Genomic DNA, 22,755 nt, shown 5'->3' on the forward strand with positions numbered 1-22,755 from the left:
TCATGAGGGCACCTGGAGCCGGCCGTCGACCCGGCGCGGCAGGTGCCACGGGTTGTCGGCCCGCAGGGCCGGCGGCAGCGCGGCGTCCGGCACCGACTGGTAGGCCACCGGCCGGGTGAAGCGGTCGAGCGCCGCCGCCCCGACCGAGGTCGCCCCGGGGACGCTCGTGGCGGGCCACGGCCCACCGTGCTGCTGTGCCCAGGTCCACGCCACGCCGGTCGGCCAGTCGTCGACGGCGACCCGGCCGACCAGCGGAGCCAGCAGCGCCACGGCGGCAGGGAGGTCGGGGTCGCCGTCGCCGTCGTCGTTGCCGGGCCCGGCCGTCATGACGCTCGCGGCGAGGGCGCCCTGCAGCTGGCCGACGACCGCACGCAGCTCGTGCTCGTCGGCGTACTCCGCGACCACGGCCACGGGCCCGAAGCACTCCTCGAGCAGGCGACTCCCCCGCACGAGGGCGGCGGCCGGCACGGACAGGACCGTGGCGGGTGCGGCCCAGCCCCCGTCGGCCATCGGCACCTGCGCCACGACCCGGGCTCCCGCCGCCACCAGCTCCTCCACGCCGGTCGCTGCCGCACGAGCGATGCCGTCGGTGAGCAGCCAGCCCCGGGGTGCCGCGGCCTCCAGGGCCCGACCCACGGCTTCCGCCGCGCGCGAGCCGGCGGGGACGAGCAGCAGGCCGGGCTTGGTGCAGAACTGGCCGCTGCCCAACGTGAAGGAGCCGACGAAGCCGCCGGCCACCTCGTCCACGCGGGCCGCGCCGGCGGCCGTCAGCACCACCGGGTTGACCGTGCCCATCTCGGCGAAGACCGGGATGACCACGTCGCGCTCGTTGGCCAGCCGCCAGAGGGCCAGGCCGCCCTGCTGCGAGCCGGTGAAGGCGACGGCGGCGATGTGCCGGGAGGTCACCAGGCTGGTGCCGGCGGTGAAGCCGGCCACCAGCCCGAAGGCACCCGGTGGGGCGCCCACCTCAGCCAGCGCCTCGGTCGCCAGCCTGCCGAGCTCCTCCGAGAGCAGCGGATGGGCCGGGTGGGCCTTGGCGACGACGGGGCAGCCGGCGGCGAGCGCCGAGGCCGTGTCGTTGCCGAGGACGCCGAAGGCGAACGGGAAGTTGCTGGCACCGAAGACCGCGACCGGGCCGAGCGGCTGTTGCAGTCGCCCCAGCCACGGCGTGGTGGCCGTGGCGTGGTCGATCGTGGCCTCCAGCCACGACCCCTCCTGCGCCACGTCGGCGTAGAAGCGCAGCTGCGCGGCCACGCGGGCCACCTCCCCCGTGAGCCGCGGCTCGCCGAGCGCGGTCTCCCGGTCGGCGAGCGCCACCAGTCGCGCCGCCGTGTCAGGGGCCTCCAGCGCGTCGGCGAGCGTGCGCAGCCAGCCCGCGCGCTCGCCGGGACCGGTCGCGGCCAGGGTGGGTGCGGCATCCGCCGCCCGAGCCAGCGCCGCCTCGACCTCGTCGGCCGCGGTGCCGGACACCTGGCCCAGCGCCTTCCCCGTGCGGGGGTCATGGCTGACGTCGGCACTGACCACCGGTGCGGTGTCCGGACTCATGCCAGGTCCCGCACTCCGCGCTCGAGCACCTCGAGGGCGTCGTCGAGCAGCTCCGCCTCGATGACCAGGGGCGGCAGCAACCGGATGACGTTGCCGAAGGTGCCGCAGACCAGCAGCAGGACTCCCTCGGCGTGGCAGTGGGCCGCCACGGCGCGGGCCGCGGCCGGGTCGGGGTCGGTCGTGCCCGGGCGCACGAGCTCCAGCGCCAGCATGGCGCCGCGCCCGCGGGCCTCTCCGACGGCCGGTGACTCGTCGGCGAGCCGCTGCAGCCGGGGCAGCGCCCGGGCCTCGATGGCCCGGGCCCGCTCGACCAGGCCCTCCTCCTCGATGACCGCGATGGCGGCCAGCGCGGCAGCGCAGGCCACCGGGTTCCCTGCGTACGTGCCGCCGAGGCCTCCGGGGTCGACGGCGTCCATGAGCTCGGCCCGGCCGGTGACCGCCGACAGCGGCATGCCGGCGCCAAGGGCCTTGGCGGAGGTGACGAGGTCGGGCACCAGACCCTCGTGCTCGGAGGCGAACATCGCTCCGGTGCGGCCGAACCCGGTCTGGATCTCGTCGGCCACGAAGACGATCCCGTGCTTGCGGGCGAACCGCGCCACCCCGGGCAGGAAGCCGGGCGCCGGCACGATGAAGCCGCCCTCGCCCTGCACCGGCTCGGCCACGATCGCGGCGACGTTCTCGGCCCCGATCTGGGTGAGCACCAGCTCCTCGAGCCGGGCCAGGGCCTCCTCGGCGCAGCGCTCCGGACCACCGGGCCAGCGGTAGGGGTAGGCCGAGGGCGCCCGGTAGACCTCGGGGGCGAACGGGCCGAACCCCGCCTTGTAGGGCACGTGCTTGGCCGTCATCGACATCGTCATGAGGGTGCGCCCGTGGTACGCGTGGTCGAGCACCACCACGGCCGGGCGGCCGGTCGCTGCCCGCGCGATCTTGACGGCGTTCTCGACGGCCTCGGCACCGGTCGTGTAGAGCGCCGTGCGCTTCTCGTGGTCGCCGGGGGTCAGCCGGTTGAGCGCGCGAGCGACGTCGACGAAGCCCTCGTACTCGGTGACCATGAAGCAGGTGTGCGTGAACCGGGCCGCCTGCTCGGCCACCGCAGCGGCCACCCGGGGGTGCGAGGCGCCGACGCTGGTGACCGCGATGCCGGAGGCGAGGTCGATGAGCTGGTTGCCGTCGACGTCGACCAGGATCGCGCCCTCGGCCCGCTCCACGAACACGGGCAGGGTGGTGCCGAAGCCACGGGCGACCTCGTGCCCCCGAGCGGCGTGCAGCTCGGTGGACCGGGGGCCGGGCACGGGGGTCTGGAGCAGCCGCCGTTGGGCGACCTCGCCGGAGCGGGTCGTCTCGCCGGGGCCGGGCAGGGAGGTGAGGGTGTCGGTCATCGCTCAGGCCTCGATGTTCGCCATGACGTGCTTGACACGGGTGTAGTCCTCCAGGCCGTAGAGCGAGAGGTCCTTGCCGTAGCCGGAGTGCTTGAAACCTCCGTGCGGCATCTCGGCCACGAGCGGGATGTGGGTGTTGATCCAGACGCACCCGAAGTCCAGCGCCCGCGACAGGCGCATCGCCCGGCCGAAGTCCGAGGTCCACACCGACGAGGCCAGGGCGTACTGCACCCCGTTGGCCTTGGCGAGCGCGTCCTGCTCGTCGTCGAACGACTGCACGGTGATCACCGGGCCGAAGACCTCCTGCTGCACCAGCGCGTCGTCCTGGCGCAGGCCGGTGACGACCGTGGGCTCGACGTAGAAGCCGCGGTCGCCCTGCCGGGCACCGCCGGCCGCGACGTCAGCGTGGGACGGCACCTCGGCGAGGAAGCCGAGCACCCGCTCGAGCTGGTGGGCGTTGTTGACCGGTGGCACCAGGGCGTCCTCGTCGTGGCGGCCGTTCGCGTAGGACGTGGTGGTGGTCCTCGCCTGCTCGGCCAGCAGGGCGACGAACTCGTCGTGCACCTTCCGGTGCACGAGGATGCGGGTGGCCGCGGTGCAGTCCTGGCCGGCGTTGAAGTAGCCGGCCACCGCGATGCCCTCGGCGGCCGCCCGGAGGTCGGCGTCGTCGAACACGATCACCGGTGCCTTGCCCCCGAGCTCGAGGTGGACCCGCTTGAGGTCACGGCTCGCGCTCTCGGCGACCTGCATCCCGGCCCGCACGGAACCGGTGATCGAGACCATGGCCGGCGCCCGGTGGCCGACGACGAGGCTCCCCGTCGTCCGGTCACCGGTGACGACGTTGAGCACGCCCGGCGGCAGGTGCTCGGCGGCGATCTCGGCCAGCATCAGCGTCGAGACCGGGGTGGTGTCGCTGGGCTTGAGCACGACGGTGTTGCCTGCGGCGATGGCGGGGGCGAGCTTCCAGACCGCCATCATCATCGGGTAGTTCCACGGCGCGACCTGTCCGACGACACCCACCGGCTCGCGGCGGATCCACGAGGTGTGGCCCTTCAGGTACTCACCGGCCGAGCGGCCCTCGAGCACGCGGGCAGCGCCCGCGAAGAAGCGCAGCTGGTCGACCATCGGCGGGATCTCCTCCGAGTGCGTCAGCGGCACGAGCTTGCCCGTGTTGCGGCTCTCGGCCTCGACCAGCTCGTCGGCCCGGGCCTCGACCGCGTCGGCGATGCGCAGCAGCGCCTGCTGGCGCTCCGAGGGCGTGGTGTCGCGCCAGCCCTCGAAGGCGCGCTCCGCGGCGGCATACGCGCGGTCGACGTCCTCCTCACCGGACAGCGGCGCGCGGGCGTAGACCTCCCCGGTGGAGGGGTCGGTGACGTCGGTCCACCGGTCGTGGGCGGGTGCGACGGGCTCGCCGCCGACGACGTTGTGCAGGGTCGTCACGGTGGCCGTGCTGGCCTGCGACGGGGTCGTGTTCGACACGGGTGGTCTCCTCAGACGTGGTCGGGCTGGCGGGCGGTGTCGGCCTGGCGGACGGCGTCGCCATGCGGGGTGTCCTTGCGCAGGTAGGGCTTGGCGATGGTCATGTAGACCAGCCCGACGCCGACGACCACGAGGGCCGAGAGGACGACGATCCAGTTGTCGTACCAGGGCACGTCGGGGGTGCGTGGCCACGCCATGTTGACCGCGGCGAGCACCTGGTAGGTGAATGCGGCGACGGTGACGGGCAGGCCCCAGCGACCGAGGGTGAACTTGCCCGAGGGCACCCAGCCCTTGACGCGGGCGCGCAGGGCGGCGAGGACGACCATCATGAAGCCGAGGTAGATCCCCAGGGCCGCGAAGGACACGATCTTGGTGAGTGCGTCGGCCGAGGCCTTCGACCCGATGATGATGACGGCCGGCACCGCAGCCGCGAGCAGCAGGGCGTAGGGCGGCACGGCCCGGCGGCCGGAGAAGCGCGACAGCAGGTGGCTGGCCGGCATCATGTGGTCGCGGGCGTAGGCGTAGATGAGGCGGCTGGCGGCAGCCTGCAGGCTCAGCGCGCAGGAGAAGAACGAGATCAGCACGACCGCCAGGACGAGCCGGAACCCGACGGTGCCGAACGCGTCCTGCAGCACGGTGGTCACGGGGTCGGCGTCCTTGCCCGAGATGACCGCGGCGAAGTCGGGCACCGCCAGCACCAGCGCCAGCGTGATGAAGAACGAGGCGAAGCAGCCGACGTAGATCGTCATCCGCATGGACTTGGGGATCTGCACCCGCGGGTTCTTCACCTCCTCGGCGACGTCACCGCAGGCCTCGAAGCCGTAGTAGAGGTAGACGCCGATGAGGGCCGCGGCGAGGAAGGCCGGCAGGTAGGAGCCGCTGCTGGCAACGTCGTGGGTGTCGAAGAGGACGCCGAGGCCGTGGTGCCGCTCGGTGAGCAGCAGCCAGCCCCCGACGACGAGGGCCCCGGCGAGCTCGGCGGCGAAGCCGAAGAAGGCGACCCTGGCGAGCAGCCCGGTGCCACCGAAGTTGAGCACCGTCACGATGGCGATGAGGGCGAGCGCACACAGGATCGTGACGTTCGTCGACGGCTCGATGCCGAGCACCATCGCCACGAACGGGCCCGCACCGTAGGAGACGCTGGCGATGGTGACGACGAGGGCGATCATGTAGACCCACCCCGCCATCCACGCCCAACGCCTGCCCCACAGCCGCCGCGCCCACGGGTAGATCCCGCCGGAGACGGGGAACTGCGAGACCACCTCGCCGAAGACCAGGGCCACCAGCAGCTGCCCCACGGCGGCGAGCACGACGGCCCAGATCATCGGTGGGCCGCCCGTGGCGAGGGCGAAGGCGAACAGGGAGTACACCCCGACCACCGGCGACAGGTAGGTGAAGCCCAGGGAGAAGTTGCCCCACAGGCTCATGTCGCGCTTGTAGTCGGAGGTGTAGCCGAGCGAGGCGAGGTGCGCGTCCTCGTCGTCGTGATGCACGGCGGTGTGCTCCACGGTCATGGGCCGGTCCTTTCGGTGAGCGGTCGCCGACGCGGCGAGCCGACCCGGCAAGGCTAGGAACCGGCACCTCGGCGGTACATCGACACTTCGTCCATCCTGATGGCTCTATGCTGTACTTCTCGTCCATGCCCATGATGACGTCGGCAGACCGGTCGACGCTCACCGAGTCGATGCCCTCGAGAGGACTCGTATGCCGGTCCAGCTCGGTTGGCTGCTCGCGCAGGAGGAGCTCGCTCTCCGGCTCGTCTGCGGCTCCGTCGACGGGGTGGAGGTCGGCTGGGCGCACGCCATCGAGCTGCAGGACCCCAGCCCCTGGCTCGCGGGGGGCGAGCTCGTGCTCACCACCGGCCTGCGACTGCCGCGCACGCAGGCCGAGCAGGCGGCGTACGTCGAACGGCTCCGCGCCGTGGGGATCGCGGCCCTGGCCTTCGGGGTGGGGGTGCGCTTCACCGCCATCCCGGCCGGGGTGCGCCACCGGTGCGAGGAGGTCGGCCTGCCGCTGCTCGAGGTGCCACTGCCGACGCCCTTCATCGCCGTCTCGCAGGCGGTGGCCCACCGCCTGGCCGAGGACCAGCAGCAGGCGCTGCACCGGGTCGTGGGCTTCCAGCAGGCGCTGACCCGCCGCGCGCTCAGGGAGGGGGCGGGTGGGCTGGTGGGGGTCCTCGCGGGTGAGCTGGACCGACCGGTCGCACTGCTCGAGGAGCACGGCCAGGTGCTGGCGGCCTCCCACCACGCGCGTCCACTGGCCGACTCGCTCGCCGACTCGCTGGCGGCGTCGCTGCGGTCGGCCCCGTCCCGTCGGACCGCCACCGGCATGCACCGGGTGGAGGTCCCGGCGGGGACCGTCGACCTCCACGCCCTGGTCGGCCGCACCGCTCAACGCGGCTGGCTCGCCGTCGCCGCGGACCCGCCACCGTCGGCCGACGAACGGCTCATGGTGAACCACGCGGTGGCCGTGGCGACGTTGCAGCTCGACCAGCCCCGGGCCATCGAGGAGGCCCGCGAGTCCGTGGGGGCGACGGTGCTCCGCCTGCTGCTCGAGCACGCCCCGGCGGAGGACCGGCTGGTGCGGCTGCTGCGGCACCTGGGCTTCACGGACCGCGCCGAGGTCCGGGTCGTCGTGGTGCCGACCCGACGGGAGGACGAGGTCGGCGCGCTGCTGCAGGCACGGCTCGCGGCACTCGCAGCGCCGCACGCGCTCGTGCGGAACGACGGCACCGTGGTCGTCCTGGTGGGCGCCGGCGACACCGAGGAGCTCCTCACGGTCCTGCGTCGGGTGCTCGCCGACCTCGGGGAGCACGCCTCGGCCGTCGGCGTCAGCGGGCCGGTGCCGCCGGCCCTGGCGGCCGACGCCCTGGTGCAGGCGCGGGAGGCCGGCCGGTCGGCGCGGCAGGAACGGGCGCCCGTGGGCTGGTACGACCGGATGGCGCTCGGCGCGGTGCTCGCCGACCCCGCGGTGCGCGGCCGCCTGCGCGCGCTCACCCGCGCCGCGCTCGCTCCGCTCACCGCGGACGGCAGGACCGCCGAGGGCGACCTGGTGCGCTCGCTGCGGGTGTTCCTCGAGCACAACGGCTCGTGGGAGACGGCCGCGCGCGCCCTGGGAGTGCACCGGCACACCTTGCGCAACCGGATGACCAGGGTCGAGCAGCTCACCGGGCTCAGCCTCGACGTCGCGCACCACCGGGTCGTGCTCTACCTGGCCCTCGCCACGACCGACGAGCAGGAACAGGCGGGGCCCTGACCGGGCCGGGCGTCAGGGCTTGGGGTGGGCGAGCTCGCTGATCCGGGCGATGGCGTACGCGTAGCCGCTGGGGCCGCACCCGACGATGACGCCGGTGGACACGGCCGAGAGGTAGGAGTGGTGCCGGAACTCCTCGCGGGCGTGCACGTTGCTGAGGTGCACCTCGAAGACGGGGACCGAGACGGCCGCGAGCGCGTCGCGCAGCGCGATCGACGTGTGCGTGTACGCGCCGGCGTTGACCACGAAGCCGACGGCCTGGTGGCGCAGCTCGTGGATCGCGTCGACCAGCACGCCCTCGTGGTTGCTCTGCCGGAAGTCGACCGCCAGCCCGGCGAGGCTGGCCGCCTTGCGGCACAGGGCCTCGACGTCGGCGAGTGTGTCGTGGCCGTAGACCTCCGGCTCGCGCTCGCCGAGCAGGTTGAGGTTGGGGCCGTTGAGGACGACGACGGTCGGCTCGCTCATGGACGTGGCTCCTGTGCTGGCGGGGTGCGCCGTGGGTGCGGGACTCGCTGGTGCGGGTCACTGTGGCACGCCTCGGTCGCCCCTTCAGGGTAGGCCACAAGTTCGGCATGTCCGGTCGACCGGTGGATCAGCCGTTCGGTGACCGGCTCCGGTGTGGGGTGCTCCGCCGCGTCACGTCCCGGCCCCTGCACGCGAAACGGCAGTTGCTGACACGAGACTGGGGTTGCGAACCCTCGTTTCGTGCCAGCAACTGCCGTGTTGCGGGGAGTCAGCGCAGGACGCGCCGGATGAGCAGGACCGCCAGGATCGCGCCGACCACCGCGAGCACCGGCTTGGCGTAGGTCTTCACGAGCACCGGCAGGACCGTCGAGCCGAGGTCGAGAGCCTCCTGAGGCGCCGGCTGCCGGGCCGCCGCCCGTCCGGACCTCGAGGGCGCGGATGCCGGGGTGGCCGCCGACGGGGGCGCCGTCGAGGGCGCCGACGGGGGCGCCGACGTGGGCGCCGGCGTGGCCGGAGCCGCGGCGGCCTGTTCCTCGACCGTGGCGATGGACGGGGCGGGCCCGGGGGCGGCCTCCTCCGCCTCCTCCGCCGGCTCCGGGGCGCCGATGCGTCCCTCGATGCAGGCGACGAACTGCTGGAGCAGCTTGTCGGACACGTCCTGCATGACTCCACGGCCGAACTGCGCCGGCTTGCCCGTCACCGCGAGGTCGGTGACGACGTTCGCGGTCGTCCCTCCCCCGTCGGCGCCGGACAGCTGGATCGTGACGGTCGCCCCCGCGGTGCCGTTGCCGCGCTTGTCCTTGCCCTTGGCCTCGATCACCGCCCGGTGGTTGTCGTCGTCGCGCTCCACGAACGAACCGGCCCCGGCGTACTGCAGGGCGATCGGGCCGAGCTTGACCTTGACCGTCCCGGAGAAGCCGTCGTCGGTCACCTCGGTGATCGTCGCGCCGGGGAAGCAGCCCCCGACGGCCCGCAGGTCCATGAAGGTCGCCCAGGTCTCCTCGACCGAGGCCGGCACGGTGAACGTGTGGGTCAGCTCCACGCGCTCACGCCCCCGCTGCCGCGAGCACGGCCCGGCGGGTGAGCACCGTCGCGAGGTGTCGGCGGTAGTCGCCGTCGCCGTTGAGGTCCGACGGCGGGTTGGTGCCGTCGGCCGCCGCGGCGCACGCCTCGCGCACGGCGTCCTCGGTGGCGGCCCTGCCCACCAGTGCCTGCTCGACGGCGGTGGCGCGCAGCGGGGTGGAGCCCATGTTGGTCAGCCCGATCCGCGCCTCGGCGATGCTGCCGCCGTCGACCCGGACCGTCGCCGCCACGGCGACGATCGACCACTGGTGCGCCACCCGGACGAACTTCTCGTACCGGCTGCCCCAGCCCGTGTGCTTGGGGACGCGGATCGCCGTGAGCAGCTCCCCCTCCCCGACCGCGGTCTCGAACAGGTCGCGGAAGAAGTCGCCCGCCCCGACGGTGCGCTCCCCGCCCCGGCCCGCGACGACCAGCTCGGCGTCGAGCGCGAGGACCGGGGCCCCGACGTCGCCTGCCGGGTCGGCGTGCACGAGGGCACCGCCCACGGTGCCGCGGTGCCGGATCTGCGGGTCGGCCACCTCCTTCACCGCCGCGTGCAGCACTCCCGCGTGCTCGCGCACGAGGTCGGAGGCGAGCAGGTCGGCATACGTCGTCATGGCGCCGATGACGATGGTGTCGCCATCCTCGCGGATGCCGCGCAGCTCCTCGACCCGGCCGAGGTCGATGACCTTGTCCGGCGCGTTGAGCCGCATCCGCAGGATCGGCAGCAGGCTCTGGCCGCCGGCGAGGACCTTGGCGTCGTCGCCGGCCTCGGCGAGCGCCGCGAGGGCGTCGACGACCGAGGTCGGGGCGACGTACTCGAACTGGGCGGGGATCACTGGCCGGCTCCTTCCGTCGAGGCGCTGCTACTGGGGTCAGCCGGCGCCTGGTTCGGCGACCCGTCGTCGAAGTGCGGCTGGGCGTCGGCCGTGGTGCCGCTCGCCTGCTCCCCACCGGCCGACCGGATCGCCCGCCACACCCGCTCGGGCGTGCACGGCATCTGGATGTCGTCCACCCCCATCGGCCGGAGGGCGTCGACGACCGCGTTGACCACCGCCGGCGTCGAGGCGATGGTGCCGGCCTCGCCGACCCCCTTGGTGCCGAGCGTGTTGGTCGTGGACGGCGAGGTGGTGTTGTCGGTGACGAAGCTGATCGTGTCGGCGGCGGTGGGCAGCGTGTAGTCGACGAACGAGCCCGTGACGAGGGTGCCGTTGTCGTCGAACACCGCCTCCTCCCACAGGGCCTGCGCGATGCCCTGGACGAGGCCACCGTGCACCTGGCCCTCCACGATGAGCGGGTTGACGACCTGGCCGACGTCGTCGACGCAGACGTACTTGCGCATCCGGACCTGCCCGGTCTCGGTGTCGACCTCGACCGCGCACAGGTGCGTGCCGTGCGGGAACGAGAAGTTGTCCGGGTCGAAGGTCGCCGAGGCGTCGATGCCCGACTCGAAGTCGTCGGGCAGGTTGTGCGAGGTGAACTGGGCGGTCGCGACCTCGGTGATCCCGATGCCCTTGTCCGTCCCCCGCACGGTGAACCTGCCGCCCGAGAACTCCAGGTCGTCGACGCTGGCCTCGAGCAGGTGCGCCGCCACCACCTTGGCGAGCTCGACCACCTTGTCGGCGGCCCGGACGACGGCCTCCCCGCCGACCACCAGCGAGCGCGAGCCGTAGGTGTCCAGGCCCCGAGGGGCGATCTGGGTGTCGCCGTGCAGCACCTCGACGTCCTCGAAGGGCACCCCGAGCCGGTCGGCCGCGATCTGGCTCCACGCCGTCTCGTGCCCCTGGCCGTGCGGCGAGGTGCCGGTGATGACCTCGACCTTGCCCGTGGGCAGCATCCGCACGGTGGCGCTCTCCCACCCGCCGGCGCCGTAGTTGAGGGAGCCGAGCACCCGGGAGGGCGCCAGCCCGCACATCTCGGTGAAGGTGGACACCCCGATGCCGAGCTGGACCGGGTCCTTGCGGTCGCGCCGCTCCTGCTGCTCGCGCCGCAGGGCGTCGTAGTCGAACAGCTCCCTGGCCCGGGCCGTCGCCGCCTCGTAGTTCCCCGAGTCGTAGGTCATGCCCGCGACCGTGGTGAAGGGGAACTCCTCGTGGGTGATCCAGTTCTTCTCGCGGACCTCCAGGGGGTCCGCGCCGAGCTCGGCCGCGAGCTCGTCCATCATCCGCTCCACCCCGAAGGTCGCCTCCGGCCGGCCGGCGCCGCGGTACGCGTCGACCCACGTCTTGTTCGTGAGCAGCGTCTGCACCTCGAACCGGTAGGCCGGGAACTTGTAGATGGAGTTGAACATCCAGGCGCCGAGGACGGGGACGCCGCCGCCGACGATGGCGACGTACGCGCCCAGGTCGGCGAGCAGCTCCACCTTGAAGCCGGTGACCGTGCCGTCCTTGGTGGCCGAGAGGGTCAGCTTCTGCCACTGGTCGCGCCCGTGGTGGCCCGAGACCAGCGACTCCGAGCGGGTCTCGGTGTACTTCACCGGCTTGCCCAGGCGCCGGGCGGCGGCGAGCGTGACGAACTCCTCGGGAGTGGTCTGCAGCTTGCCGCCGAAGCCACCACCCACGTCCGGGGCGATGACCCGGATCTTGGCCTCCGACAGCCCCGTGGTGGCGGCGATGAGGAAGCGCAGGATGTGCGGGACCTGGGTGGCCGACCACATGGTGACCTGCTCCCCGGTCGGGTCGACCACGGTGGACCGCGGTTCCATGAAGGCCGGGATGAGTCGCTGCTGGCGGAACTCGCGCTCGATCACGATCCCGTCCGTGCGCGCCTTCTCGATGGCCTCGTCGACGTCCGCGCCGGTCCCCGCCTCCGCGGAGTCCAGGCGCCAGAAGGCCGACTTGTTGGTGCCGAGGTCGGGGTGGGCGAGCACCTCGTCCGTGAGGGCCTGCTTCATGTCGAGCACCGCAGGCAGCTCGTCGTAGTCGACGTCGACCAGCTCGGCCGCGTCACGGGCCTGCGCGGCGGTGCGCGCCACGACCGCGGCGACGATCTCCCCGGCGCAGGCCACCCGCTCGATCGCCATCGGCAGGTGCGTCGGCGTCTTCTGGTCGGTGGTGATCGGCCACGCGTTGGCGTTGACGCCCTGGATGTCGGCGATGTCGGCGCCGGTGATGACGGCCACGACCCCGGGCGCGGCCTTGGCCGCCGAGGTGTCGATCGCGCCGATGGTGGCGTGCGCGAAGGGGCTGCGCACCATCGCCAGGTGGAGCATCCCCGGCAGCACGATGTTGTCGGTCCAGCGGGTGCGACCGGTGATGAGGCGCTGGTCCTCCTTGCGCAGGCGGGCCCTGCCCACCTCGCCCGTGGCAGTGTCCGGGCGGTCGTGGACGGCGGTCACGACTGCGCCCCTGCGGTCGCACCCTCGCCGGCCGCCTGCTGCACGGCCTTGACGATGTTGTGGTACCCCGTGCACCGGCACAGGTTGCCCTCGAGGCCCACCCGGATCTCCTCCTCGGAGGGGTTGGGGTTGTCGTTCAGGACGTCGATGGCCTGCATGATCATGCCCGGGGTGCAGTAGCCGCACTGGAGGGCGTGGCACTCGTGGAAGGCCTTCTGCACCGGGTGCAGCTCGCCCCCGCTGGAGATGCCCTCGATCGTGGTGACCTCGTGCCCGTCGGCCTGGACGGCCAGGACGTTGCACGACTTCACGCTGTGGCCGTCGAGGTGGACGGTGCAGGCGCCGCAGTTGCTGGTGTCGCAGCCCACGACCGTGCCGGTCTTGCCGAGCGTCTCTCGGAGGTAGTGGACGAGGAGCATTCGCGGCTCCACCTCGTCGGAGTAGTCGACGCCGTCGACCGTCACGTTGATGCGGGTCATTCGATCACCTCTCTGTGTTCGAAAACGCTGCGCGGGTGCGCCCTGCACGACCCCGGCTCCTCGGATCCTCACCCGAGCGGGCCGCGGTACACAACCATCACTGCGGATGGTTCGTCGGGTGGGGCTCTCCTCCCCCGAGCCCCGAGGGGAGCGCGTGAGCCGGCTCGGGGGCCAGCTCCGCGCCGTGGTGGTGGATGGGCCCGTCACGGTGCGCGAGCCGCTCTCCGTGGCCGCCCCAGCGCAGCGCGACGATCTCGGCGGCGATGCTGACGGCCGTCTCCTCGGGCGTGCGGGCGCCGAGGTCGAGGCCGATGGGGCTCGACAGCCGGGCCAGCTCGGCCTCGCCGAGGCCGGCCTCGCGCAGCCGCGCGAGGCGGTCCTCGTGGGTCCGCCGCGACCCCATCGCCCCGATGTACGCCACGTGCGGCAGCCGCAGCGCGATCTCCAGCACCGGGACGTCGAACTTGGGGTCGTGGGTGAGCACGCAGACGACGGTCCGCCCGTCGAGCCGGCCGGCGTCGCGCTCGGCCTCGAGGTAGCGGTGCGGCCACTGGACGACCACCTCGTCGGCGTCGGGGAACCGCGTCCGCGTCGCGAACACCGGCCGGGCGTCGCACACCGTCACGCGGTAGCCGAGGAAGTGGCCCTGCCGGGCGACGGCTGCGGCGAAGTCGATCGCGCCGAAGACCAGCATCCGCGGGCGCGGCGCGTACGACGCGACGAACACCCGCATGCCCTCGCCGCGGCGCTCGCCGTCCGGCCCGTAGGTCAGGGTCTCGGTGCGGCCGGCCGCGAGCAGCCCCCGGGCGTCGTCGGCCACCGCGTCGTCGGCGCGCGCGCTGCCGAGCGAGCCCTCGACCGACCGCGACCCCTCCGACCCGCGCGAGTCCTCCCCCGACTGCGAGTCCTCCCCCGACGCAGGGCCCTCTCCGGCGTCCCCCGCCTCCTCGGGACGGACCACGAGCCGTCGCCCGACCCGCGCCGGGTCGGGGTGCTCGATGACCGTGGCCACGGCCACGGGTCGCCCGGCCTCGACGTCGGCCGCGACCTCCTCGAGCTGGGGGAAGTTGGCCCGGTCCACCGCCTCGACGAAGACGTCGAGGATCCCCCCGCAGGTGAGGCCGACGGCATACGCGTCGTCGTCGCTCACGCCGTAGCGCTGCAGCTGCGGCACCCCCTCGGCGACCACGGCCTGGGCGAGCTCGTAGACGGCACCCTCGACGCACCCTCCGGAGACCGAGCCCACGGCCTCCCCTCCGGGGCCGACCAGCATCGCCGCACCCGGCTGCCGGGGCGCCGAGCGCCACGTGCCGACGACGGTGCCGACCCCGACGGTCGCGCCGGCCCGCCACCACTGCAACAGCTCGGTCAGGACGTCACGCACGCGCGACCACCTCCAGCAGCTCCTCGAAGGTCGCCATCGAGTGCCCGGCGACGAAGTCGTCGACGTGCGGCAAGGCCGCCAGGACCCCCTGCTGGACCGGCTGGTAGCCGGCCTTGCCCCGGTGCGGGTTGACCCAGACGACGCGGTGGGCGACCGCCCGCAGCCGCCGCATCTGCTCGCCCAGGGCGGCCGGGTCCGAGCGCTCCCAGCCGTCGCTGAAGAGCACGACGACCGCACCGCGCGCCATACCGCGCCGGCCCCACCGGTCCAGGAAGGCCCCGACGCCCTCGGCGAGCCGGGTGCCGCCCGCCCAGTCGGGCACCGCGTCGCCGCAGGCGGCGAGCGCGCGGTCCGGGTCGCGCTGGCGCAGCGCGCGAGTGACGTGGGTCAGGCGGGTCCCGAGGGTGAACACCTCGACGGGCAGGCCGGAGGCGGCGTACGCGTGGGCGAGCCGCAGGAGCGAGTCGGCGTAGCCGCTCATCGAGCCGGACACGTCGACGAGCAGCACGACCCGGCGTGGGCGGGTGCCGCGGTGGCGCCAGGCGATCGGGCCGGGCTCGCCCATCCGGCGCAGCTGCTCGCGCAGGGTGCGGTGCGCGTCGACCGAGCCCCGGCGCGCGCTCGTGTACCGGTGCGCGCGCCGCCGCGGCGCGCGGGGGCGCAGGTGCGCGAAGAGGTCGGCGAGCCGGGCCCGTTCGCCGGGGCTCAGGGCCGCCACGTCCCGCTGGCGCAGCACCTCGGTGTCGCTGGCGGTCGCCCGCAGGACGTCGTCCTCCTCCGCGGGGGCACCGCTGCCGTCGTCCGAGGACTCCAACGAGGCCTGGGGCACCGTCACCGGCTGGGACTGCCGCGGCCGCGTCCCGGCGCGCTCCAGGCCGAACCACGCGGCATACACCTGGTCGTAGCGCTCGAGGTCGGTCGGCGAGCCGCACAGGGTCGCCCGCCCGGCCCAGTACGCACCGCGGTCCGACCCGGCGCCGACCTCGGCGACCGCCTCGAGGTAGGTGCGCTCGCGGTCGGCGGTCACGGCGACCCCGGCGGCGCGCAGGGCCCGGGCGAACCCCAGCAGGATCGCGTCGGGCCGGTGGCCGCCGGCCGGGGGCTCGACCGGGAGCGGGGCCACGGGCTGGGGCGTCACCGTCGGCACCTCGTCACCGCGACAGGATCCGGTCGAGCGCGGCCCGGACGCGCTCGGCGTCCTCGCGGTACTTCACGGCGGCGCCGAGGCTGACCGCGGCGGTCTCGAGGTCGAGCTCAGCGGCGCCCAGCTCCTGCAGGGCGCGGGCCCAGTCGAGGGTCTCGGCGACGCCCGGCGGCTTGACCAGGCCGCCGTCGTCGCGCAGCCGGTGCACGGCCACGACCACCTGGGCCGCCAGGGCCTGCGACACCTCGGGGGCCCGGCTGCGGACGATCTCGAGCTCGCGCTCCAGGCCGGGGTGGTCGATCCAGTGGTAGAGGCAGCGGCGCTTGAGCGCGTCGTGCAGCTCGCGGGTGCGGTTGGAGGTGAGGACGACCACGGGCGGGGTCGCCGCCGTGATGGTGCCGAGCTCGGGGATGGTGACCTGCCAGGTGGACAGCACCTCGAGCAGGAACGCCTCGAACTCGTCGTCGGCCCGGTCGACCTCGTCGACGAGCAGCACCGCCGGGGCGTCGCGCAGGGCTCGCAGGACCGGCCGGTCGAGCAGGAACCGCTGGTCGAACAGCTGCTCCTCGACCGCGGCGACGTCACGCGCCGAGTCCGCCGCCACCGCCTCGACCGCACGCAGGTGCAGGATCTGGCGGGGGAAGTCCCAGTCGTAGAGCGCCTGGCTGGCGTCGATCCCCTCGTAGCACTGGAGCCGGATCAGCGGCAGGTCGAGGGCGGTCGCGAGCGCCTCGGCGAGCGCGGTCTTGCCGGTGCCCGGCTCACCCTCGAGCAGCAGGGGCCGCTGCAGCCGCAGCCCGAGCCAGGCGACCGTGGCCAGCGCGTCGTCCGCGAGGTAGCCGGTGGTGGCGAGCCCGGCGCGGAGGTCCCCCGTGGTCGCGAAGGCCTCCCGTGGCTCCATGGGCACAGCATCACAAACTGCGGGCCGCGAAGGAAGGGCTGCGGTCGGGCGGCTGCGACGGACGGCGGCTCAGGCGGGGTGGGCGGGCGGATCCGCGTCCTGCCGCGCCGCCAGGTCGGCGGGGGTGTCGGTGTCGCGGCCGGTCGCGAGGTCACCGCACTCGACGACGACGTGGTCGTGGGTGGCGAGGTACTCACGGGCGCCACGGTCGCCGCTCGCCGTGGCCACGACGCCGGTCCAGTGGTCGCGCCCGATCACCACGGGGTGCCCGGGCACCCCGCGGTATGCCGCGCGGCCCAGCACGCGCGGCCCGTCGCCGACCGCTGTGAGCACCCGGCGCACGACCGCCGCCTCCACGTCGGGCAGGTCGACGAGGAGCAGGCACACGGCCTCCGCCTCCGTCGGCTCGAGCGCGGCGAGGCCGGCCCGCAGCGAGGCGGACTGCCCCGCGGCCCAGTCGGCCGCCTCCACGACCAGGTCGGCCGCGGCAGCCCTCGGCCGGACCAGCTCCGCCTGGGCGCCGACCACCACGACGACCGGTGCACAGCCCCCTGCCCGGAGCACCTCCACCCCGCGCTCGACGAAGGAGCGCCCCCCGGGCTCGCGCAGCAGGGCCTTGGCGACACCCATCCGCCGCCCACCCCCCGCTGCGAGCAACAGCCCGGCAGGGCTCACCACGTCCGGCTCCGGCGCACGGGCCCACCCTGCCAGACCGGCGACCCGGTGACCCCGGAGCTGCGTCGCGGGGGCGGCGCCGGCCTCCCCGCCGCGGCTCAGCCCCCGAGGGCCGCCTCGAGCGCGGCGACGATGCGCGGGCGGAGCTCCTGGGCGGAGATGACGGCGTCGACCGACCCGACCTGCACGGCCCGGTGGATGCTGTGCACCGAGTCGAACTCCGCCGCCACCTGGCCGAGCTTCTCGGAGCGCACCGACGCGCGGACCTCGGCCAGCTCGGTGGCCAGCTCCGCACGACGCGCACCCGTGGCCGCGCCGACGGCCGCCTCGAGCTCGGTCACGCGGGGGTCGGCCGCCGTGCGGGCGTCGACGTCGCGCGAGAACACCACCGCGGCCGCGGGGGCGCCGCCGATGACGGAGGCGAACGAGCCCTCCACGGCGAGCACGGTCATCCGGGGGTTGAGCGCCTTGGAGAACACGACGAACGCGCCACCGTGGTAGCGGCTCACGACGCAGAACACGATCGGCCCGTCGAAGTTGACGATCGCCCGGCCGATTTCGGCGCCGTACTCGAGCTGGAGCTGGCGCATGGACTCGGGCGACCCGTCGAAGCCGGACAGGTTGGCGAGCACGACGACGGGGCGGTTGCCCGACGCCGCGTTGATCGCGCGGGCCGTCTTCTTCGACGACCGCGGGAACAGCGTGCCCGCGGTGTAGGTGTCGGGGCCGTCGGTGGGCGGGAAGCCGCGACGGGCGACGTTCTTGGACTCGATCCCGATGAGGCACACCGGGATCCCGCCGAGGTGGGCGTCCTGGACGACCGAGGTCTCGGCGTCGGCCATGCCGGCCCAGCGCTCGAGGGTCGGGTGGTCCTGGTCGGCGACGGCTGCCATGAGCGCGCGGATGTCGAACGCCTTCTTGCGGTCGGGGTTGGTCGCCGTCGAGAAGATGTCCCCGATGGTCGTGAACCCCGAGTCCGGGAGGTCGTGCGGGTAGGTCGTGACGTCGCGGTCCACCGGGTCGGAGGTCCTCGCCCGGCGGGGGCCGTCCTCGCCCGGGTGGACGTAGGTGTGGTCGTAGTGCGCCAGCAGGACGTCGCGGGCGCCGGCGAGGTCGGGGGCCCAGTACTGCGCCTGCCCGTTCGGGCCCATGACCCGGTCGTAGCCGCCGATGCCGTGGTTGTCCTCGGCGCTCACCCCGCCGGAGAAGTCGAGCGACTGCTTCCCGGTGAGCACCATGGCGCTGTCGGGAGTCATGACCAGGATGCCCTTGGTGTGCATGAGCATCGTCGCCTCGGCGTTCCAGTACGGCTGGGCGCCGACGTTGATGCCGGCGACGACGATGTTGATCTCGCCGCCGTCCTGGGTGAACTCCACGATCCGCTTGAGCGCACGGGCCACCCAGTCCATGTTCTCGGTGCCGGAGTCCATCGAGATGCGCGCACCGGCCGACAGGGCGAACCACTCCACCGGCACCCCCATCTCCTGGGCGAGGTTGAGCGCCGCGATGATGCGGGTGCACTCGGCCTCGGACACCGCCCCGAGCGCCTTGAGCGGGTCGCCGCAGAGCAGCACCCGGTTGACTCCCTCGGGGTAGCGCTCGGTCGGGGTGCTGATGACGCCCGCGATGATGCCCGCCTTGTTGAGGCCGTACGGCCGGTCGACCGGGACCAGCGAGCCCCGGTCGTCGAGGTCGTACTCGGTGGCGGTGCCGCCCGGTCCGGCGATCATGGCCTGGAGCTCGTAGGGGTAGACCACCCCGCGGCGCCGGGCCCGCACGACCTTCTGGGCGTAGTCGTCCAGCGGCTTGAGCCGCTCGGTCGGCGGCGCCTCCACGGACGTCACGACACCGGACCCGGGCTGGTAGTGGAACCGGGCGGCCAGCGGGGCGCTGGCGCCGTCGGGGGTGGCGATGCGGCCCTGGACGAGGACCTCCTCGATGCCGGCCCCGGCGGTGAGGGGGGAGATCTTCGCCTGCAGCGCGGTCAGCTGGTCGAGGTCGGCCTCGACCGGCGGCCAGATCTGCACCCACACGTGGTTCATGTCGAGCCGGGCACCGGCCGCCCCACGGGCCGACCGGGCGCGGCGGATCGCCTCGAGGCAGTTGGCGATCGCGCGCTCGGCGTGCGGGAGGGCGGTGACCCGGCCCTGCTCGTCGCGCACCACGACGAGCTGGCGCACCTGGGCGAGGGCCACGAGCCGCCGGTCGTCGGGGTTGCCGGGGGCCACGCACTCGTACAGCAGGACGTCCGCGGGCGCCTCGAGCCTGGTGACGTCGAAGTCGCGCAGCCGCCAGAGGTTGAGCCGCCGGCCCACCATGGGGTGCACGCCACGGACCAGCCGGTCCTCGACCATCGACCCGTCCTCGGGCCGGAAGGTGAAATACGCCACCGGCCTCCCGCCCCCGGGGCACACCGCCAGCGCGACCCGGCGCACCTCGGCCGAGAACGGGACGGCGGCCAGGACCGCGGCGAGCTGCGCCGACGCCTCCTCGGGCGACTCCGGCTCGTCCGGCCACGCCAGGTAGAGGTCGACGACGGCCTCGTGCCCGGGGGGCCGGTCCGCCAGCTGCGCGGCCACACCCTCGACGAGGGCGCCACCGGGCACCAGCTCGTCCACGCGGCCCACGGTCGTCACCAACCGGGTCGGCCGGTCGTCGAGCGTGTAGTCGGCCACGGCGTACGGCCGCTCCTGCACCTGCACCTCACGCAGGCCGGTGAGGTCGTGCTCGCGGTAGTGCCGCTTGACCAGCACCGCGAGCATCGGCTCGCGGCGGGGGACGCCGTGCTCGAGGCGGTCGGAGAGGAACTGCACGATCTGCTCGGGGATGGCGGCGAGCTCGTCCATGCGCTTCGCGCGTTCGGGGCCCTCGGGCATGGCCTCGAGGGCGGCGACCTCGTCGGCCACCCCGCCGAGCACGCTGGCGCGGTCGGCGTCCACGAGCGGCTGGTCGAACCAGCGGAACCGGACGCTGCGCGCCAGGTCGCCGATCACCGGGAAGCGCAGCTGGGTCGCCACGACGAGCCGGTCGAGGACCTCGCGGGCGGCGGCGTCGAGCGGCGGCTCGGGGCACGGCTCGGCGATCCAGCGCTGGAGCAGCGCGGTGCCGAGCGCCACTTCGGGCGCGGAGCGCTGCTGCGCGAGGAAGACGCGGAAGACGGCCTGCTCGAGCTCCGGCGTGCGGTCGAGGCCGTCGACGGCATAGTGCCGCAGCACCTGCGACAGCTTGTGCCGGAAGTGCTCGGGCAGCGCGCCGCGCTCGACGTCGAGGCTCTGCAGGTAGGTGTGGAAGTGCTCGCGCGGGCTGTGCACGAGGTGCTCGACGTGGTCGTCCTGGCCGGCGGGCCGGTTGCGGCTCAGCTCGGCGAGGTCGGCGAGGACCTCGAGCACCGCGACCTCCCGGCCCACCTGGGACTCACCGCGGGCGGTGAGCTGGTCGCGGGCGGCGAGGTATGCCGCGACCGCGTCGCCGCGGGGGTCCACGTCGTAGCCGAGCAGCATGGCGCACAGGTCGGCGCGGCTGCGGCGCACCGCCACGTGCGGGTCGCCCTCCGAGCCGTCGCCGTCGGGCAGGTCGAGGTCGACGGCCTGGCCCACCGACCCGGCGGCCTCGGCCTCGGCGCCGTCGTCGACCGGCTCGAGCCGCACGAGCGGCGCCCCGGTCTCGACCTGGCTGCCGGACGAGACCAGCAGCTCCTTGACCCGCGCGGCGAACGGCGCGGACAGGACGGTCTCCATCTTCATCGACTCGAGCACGAGGACGGGCGCACCCTGCGCCACCTCGCCACCGACCGGCACCGGCGTCGCGACCACGAGGGCGGGCGCGGGCGAGCGCAGGACGCCGCCCTCGTCCCGGCTGACCCGGTGGGTGACGCCGTCGACCTCGACGAGCTGGACGGGGCCGTGGGTGGCGGTGGTGAGCCGGTGCAGGCGGCCGCCCACGGTGATCCGGCTGGTGTACTCGTCGAGCCGGTCGAGGTCGGCGGTGACCGTCTGCTCGCTGCCGGGGCCGGCGACCGTGACGCGGAACCGGTGCGGCCCGGTGCGCCAGACGGTGACCTTGTAGGCGTTGCCGCGCAGCTTGAGGTCGATGGCGCGGCCGGTGCGGTGCTGCACCTGCGGTCGCCCACCCCGGGCGGTCTCGAGCAGGCGGGTGCGCTCGACCCCCTCCTCGTCCTCGTACGCCTCGATGCCCGCCGTGACCAGGGCGACCCCGGAGTGGCGGTGGGAGACGAGCCTGCCCTCGCCGCGGACGCGGTCGATCCAGCCGGTGTCGGCGGTGCCGTCGACCACCTCGGGCTGGTCGAGCAGGTCGAGGATGAAGGACTTGTTCGTCGCGCCGCCCTCGATGACGACCGTGGTCTCGGCCATCGCGCGCCGGAGCCGGGCCAGCGCCTCGTCGCGGTCTGCGCCGACGGCGATGATCTTCGCGATCATCGAGTCGAAGTCGGCCGGGATCGAGTCCCCCTCCCCCACACCGGTGTCCACCCGGATCCCCGGGCCCGCCGGGAGGGTCAGCAGGGCGATGCGGCCCGGCGACGGGGCGAAGTCGCGGTCGGGGTCCTCGGCGTTGAGCCGGGCCTCCACAGCGTGCCCGACCTCGACCGGGCGCTCGCCCGAGAGCCGGCCACCGGACGCGACGTGGATCTGCAGCTTGACCAGGTCGGTGTCGGTCGTCGCCTCGGTGATGGGGTGCTCCACCTGCAGGCGGGTGTTGACCTCGAGGAAAGCGAAGAACCTCTCCCCCGGGTGGTACAGGAACTCGACGGTGCCGGCCCCGGCATACCCGACCGCGACGGCGAGCCGCTCGGCGGCGGTCTTGACCTCCGCCACCTGCTCGGGGCCGAGGACCGGCGAGGACGACTCCTCGATCACCTTCTGGTTGCGGCGCTGCACCGAGCAGTCGCGCACGCCGAGCGCCCAGGCCGTCCCCTGGCCGTCGGCGATGACCTGCACCTCGACGTGCCGGGCCCCGGTGACGAGCTTCTCGAGGAAGACGACCCCGGAGCCGAAGGCCCGCTGCGCCTCGTCGCGGGTGCGCTCGTAGGCGTCGGTGAGGTCGGCGTCGGAGTCGACGCGGCGGATGCCGCGCCCCCCGCCACCTGCCGTCGCCTTGAGCATGAGGGGGTAGCCGATGCGCGCGGCCGCGGCCTTGGCGTCCTCGAGGGTGTCGACGCCGCCGCGGCTCCAGGGAGCCACCGGGACCCCGACCTCCTCGGCGATCAGCTTGGACCCGATCTTGTCGCCGAGCTTGCGCATGGCCTCCGGGCTCGGGCCGATGAAGGTCACGCCGATCCGCTCGCACAGCGCCGCGAAGTCGGGGTGCTCGGCGACGAAGCCCCAGCCGACCCACGCCGCGTCGGCGCCGGTCTCGCGCAGCGCCCGCTCGAGCACGGCGTAGTCGAGGTAGGGCCGGTTCGCGGCCAGGCCGAGGTCGTACGCGGCGTCCGCCTCGCGCACGAACATCGCCCTGCGCTCGCCCTCGGTGTGCAGGGCCACGGTCTCGATGCGGTGGCCGCCGTCGCCCGCCTGCGCGTTGAGGTCGCGCACCGCGTGGATGAGCCGCATGGCGGCCTCGCCGCGGTTGACGATGGCGATGCGCGAGAACATCGGGCGGGGCCTCCCAGGAGCAGGTGACGGACGGCGCGACCGGG

Annotated in this window: 15 protein-coding genes; 1 reads left to right on the forward strand and 14 read right to left on the reverse strand. The window is 74.1% G+C overall.

Annotated elements, in window-relative coordinates; all coding sequences use genetic code 11:
• From ACYVDO_RS17555 to ACYVDO_RS17570, 4 genes are read right to left on the reverse strand one after another with little or no spacing between them, the layout of a single operon-like run.
• Complete coding sequence (locus tag ACYVDO_RS17555) at positions 1–1,545, reverse strand: aldehyde dehydrogenase family protein (RefSeq protein WP_460938274.1); 1,545 nt, start codon at positions 1,543–1,545, stop codon at positions 1–3.
• A complete protein-coding gene (gene gabT / locus ACYVDO_RS17560; protein WP_460938276.1) occupies positions 1,542–2,924 on the reverse strand; it encodes a 4-aminobutyrate--2-oxoglutarate transaminase in 1,383 nt (460 codons plus the stop codon). Before gabT ends, ACYVDO_RS17555 begins: the two co-directional genes overlap by 4 nt.
• A gap of 3 nt (positions 2,925–2,927) precedes the next feature.
• Entirely contained in the window at positions 2,928–4,403 is a 1,476-nt protein-coding gene (locus tag ACYVDO_RS17565) for a gamma-aminobutyraldehyde dehydrogenase (protein ID WP_460938278.1), read from the reverse strand.
• An 11-nt stretch (positions 4,404–4,414) separates the two neighbouring features.
• Positions 4,415–5,917: an APC family permease gene (locus ACYVDO_RS17570; protein WP_460938280.1), complete on the reverse strand. Its 1,503-nt coding sequence runs from the start codon at positions 5,915–5,917 to the stop codon at positions 4,415–4,417.
• Between the two features lie 190 nt (positions 5,918–6,107).
• On the opposite strand from ACYVDO_RS17570, the gene ACYVDO_RS17575 reads away from it, so the two are divergent.
• On the forward strand, positions 6,108–7,658 hold the full coding sequence (locus ACYVDO_RS17575) for a PucR family transcriptional regulator (RefSeq protein ID WP_460938282.1): 1,551 nt from the start codon (positions 6,108–6,110) through the stop codon (positions 7,656–7,658).
• 12 nt (positions 7,659–7,670) lie between these two features.
• Here ACYVDO_RS17575 and aroQ read toward each other — a convergent pair whose 3' ends face one another.
• The 10 genes from aroQ to ACYVDO_RS17625 all read right to left on the reverse strand — a co-directional run bounded on the left by aroQ (position 7,671) and on the right by ACYVDO_RS17625 (position 22,711).
• A complete protein-coding gene (gene aroQ, locus ACYVDO_RS17580; protein WP_460938284.1) occupies positions 7,671–8,120 on the reverse strand; it encodes a type II 3-dehydroquinate dehydratase in 450 nt (149 codons plus the stop codon).
• A 268-nt stretch (positions 8,121–8,388) separates the two neighbouring features.
• A complete protein-coding gene (locus ACYVDO_RS17585) occupies positions 8,389–9,162 on the reverse strand; it encodes an SRPBCC family protein (RefSeq protein WP_460938286.1) in 774 nt (257 codons plus the stop codon).
• 4 nt (positions 9,163–9,166) lie between these two features.
• The gene (locus ACYVDO_RS17590) at positions 9,167–10,021 is read right to left on the reverse strand and encodes an FAD binding domain-containing protein (protein WP_460938288.1); all 855 of its coding nucleotides are present in this window, start codon (positions 10,019–10,021) and stop codon (positions 9,167–9,169) included.
• The gene (locus ACYVDO_RS17595; protein ID WP_460938290.1) at positions 10,018–12,519 is read right to left on the reverse strand and encodes a xanthine dehydrogenase family protein molybdopterin-binding subunit; all 2,502 of its coding nucleotides are present in this window, start codon (positions 12,517–12,519) and stop codon (positions 10,018–10,020) included. The genes ACYVDO_RS17590 and ACYVDO_RS17595 overlap by 4 nt, the downstream gene beginning before the upstream one ends.
• Entirely contained in the window at positions 12,516–12,998 is a 483-nt protein-coding gene (locus ACYVDO_RS17600) for a (2Fe-2S)-binding protein (RefSeq protein WP_460938292.1), read from the reverse strand. The genes ACYVDO_RS17595 and ACYVDO_RS17600 overlap by 4 nt, the downstream gene beginning before the upstream one ends.
• A gap of 97 nt (positions 12,999–13,095) precedes the next feature.
• Positions 13,096–14,382, reverse strand: coding sequence for an XdhC family protein (locus ACYVDO_RS17605; protein ID WP_460938294.1), 1,287 nt, complete (start codon positions 14,380–14,382; stop codon positions 13,096–13,098).
• Positions 14,375–15,520 (reverse strand): vWA domain-containing protein, encoded by a 1,146-nt coding sequence (locus ACYVDO_RS17610; protein ID WP_460938296.1) that lies wholly within the window; start codon positions 15,518–15,520, stop codon positions 14,375–14,377. Before ACYVDO_RS17610 ends, ACYVDO_RS17605 begins: the two co-directional genes overlap by 8 nt.
• Before the next feature lie 13 nt (positions 15,521–15,533).
• On the reverse strand, positions 15,534–16,427 hold the full coding sequence (locus ACYVDO_RS17615) for an AAA family ATPase (protein ID WP_460938298.1): 894 nt from the start codon (positions 16,425–16,427) through the stop codon (positions 15,534–15,536).
• Between the two features lie 69 nt (positions 16,428–16,496).
• Positions 16,497–17,105: a nucleotidyltransferase family protein gene (locus ACYVDO_RS17620; protein ID WP_460938300.1), complete on the reverse strand. Its 609-nt coding sequence runs from the start codon at positions 17,103–17,105 to the stop codon at positions 16,497–16,499.
• 95 nt (positions 17,106–17,200) lie between these two features.
• Positions 17,201–22,711 carry an ATP-binding protein gene (locus tag ACYVDO_RS17625; RefSeq protein WP_460938302.1) on the reverse strand — a complete coding sequence of 1,837 codons (5,511 nt, stop codon included), beginning with the start codon at positions 22,709–22,711 and terminating at the stop codon, positions 17,201–17,203.
• Positions 22,712–22,755: the final 44 nt, after the last annotated feature.

It is taken from the genome of Phycicoccus ginsengisoli, from assembly GCF_054779295.1.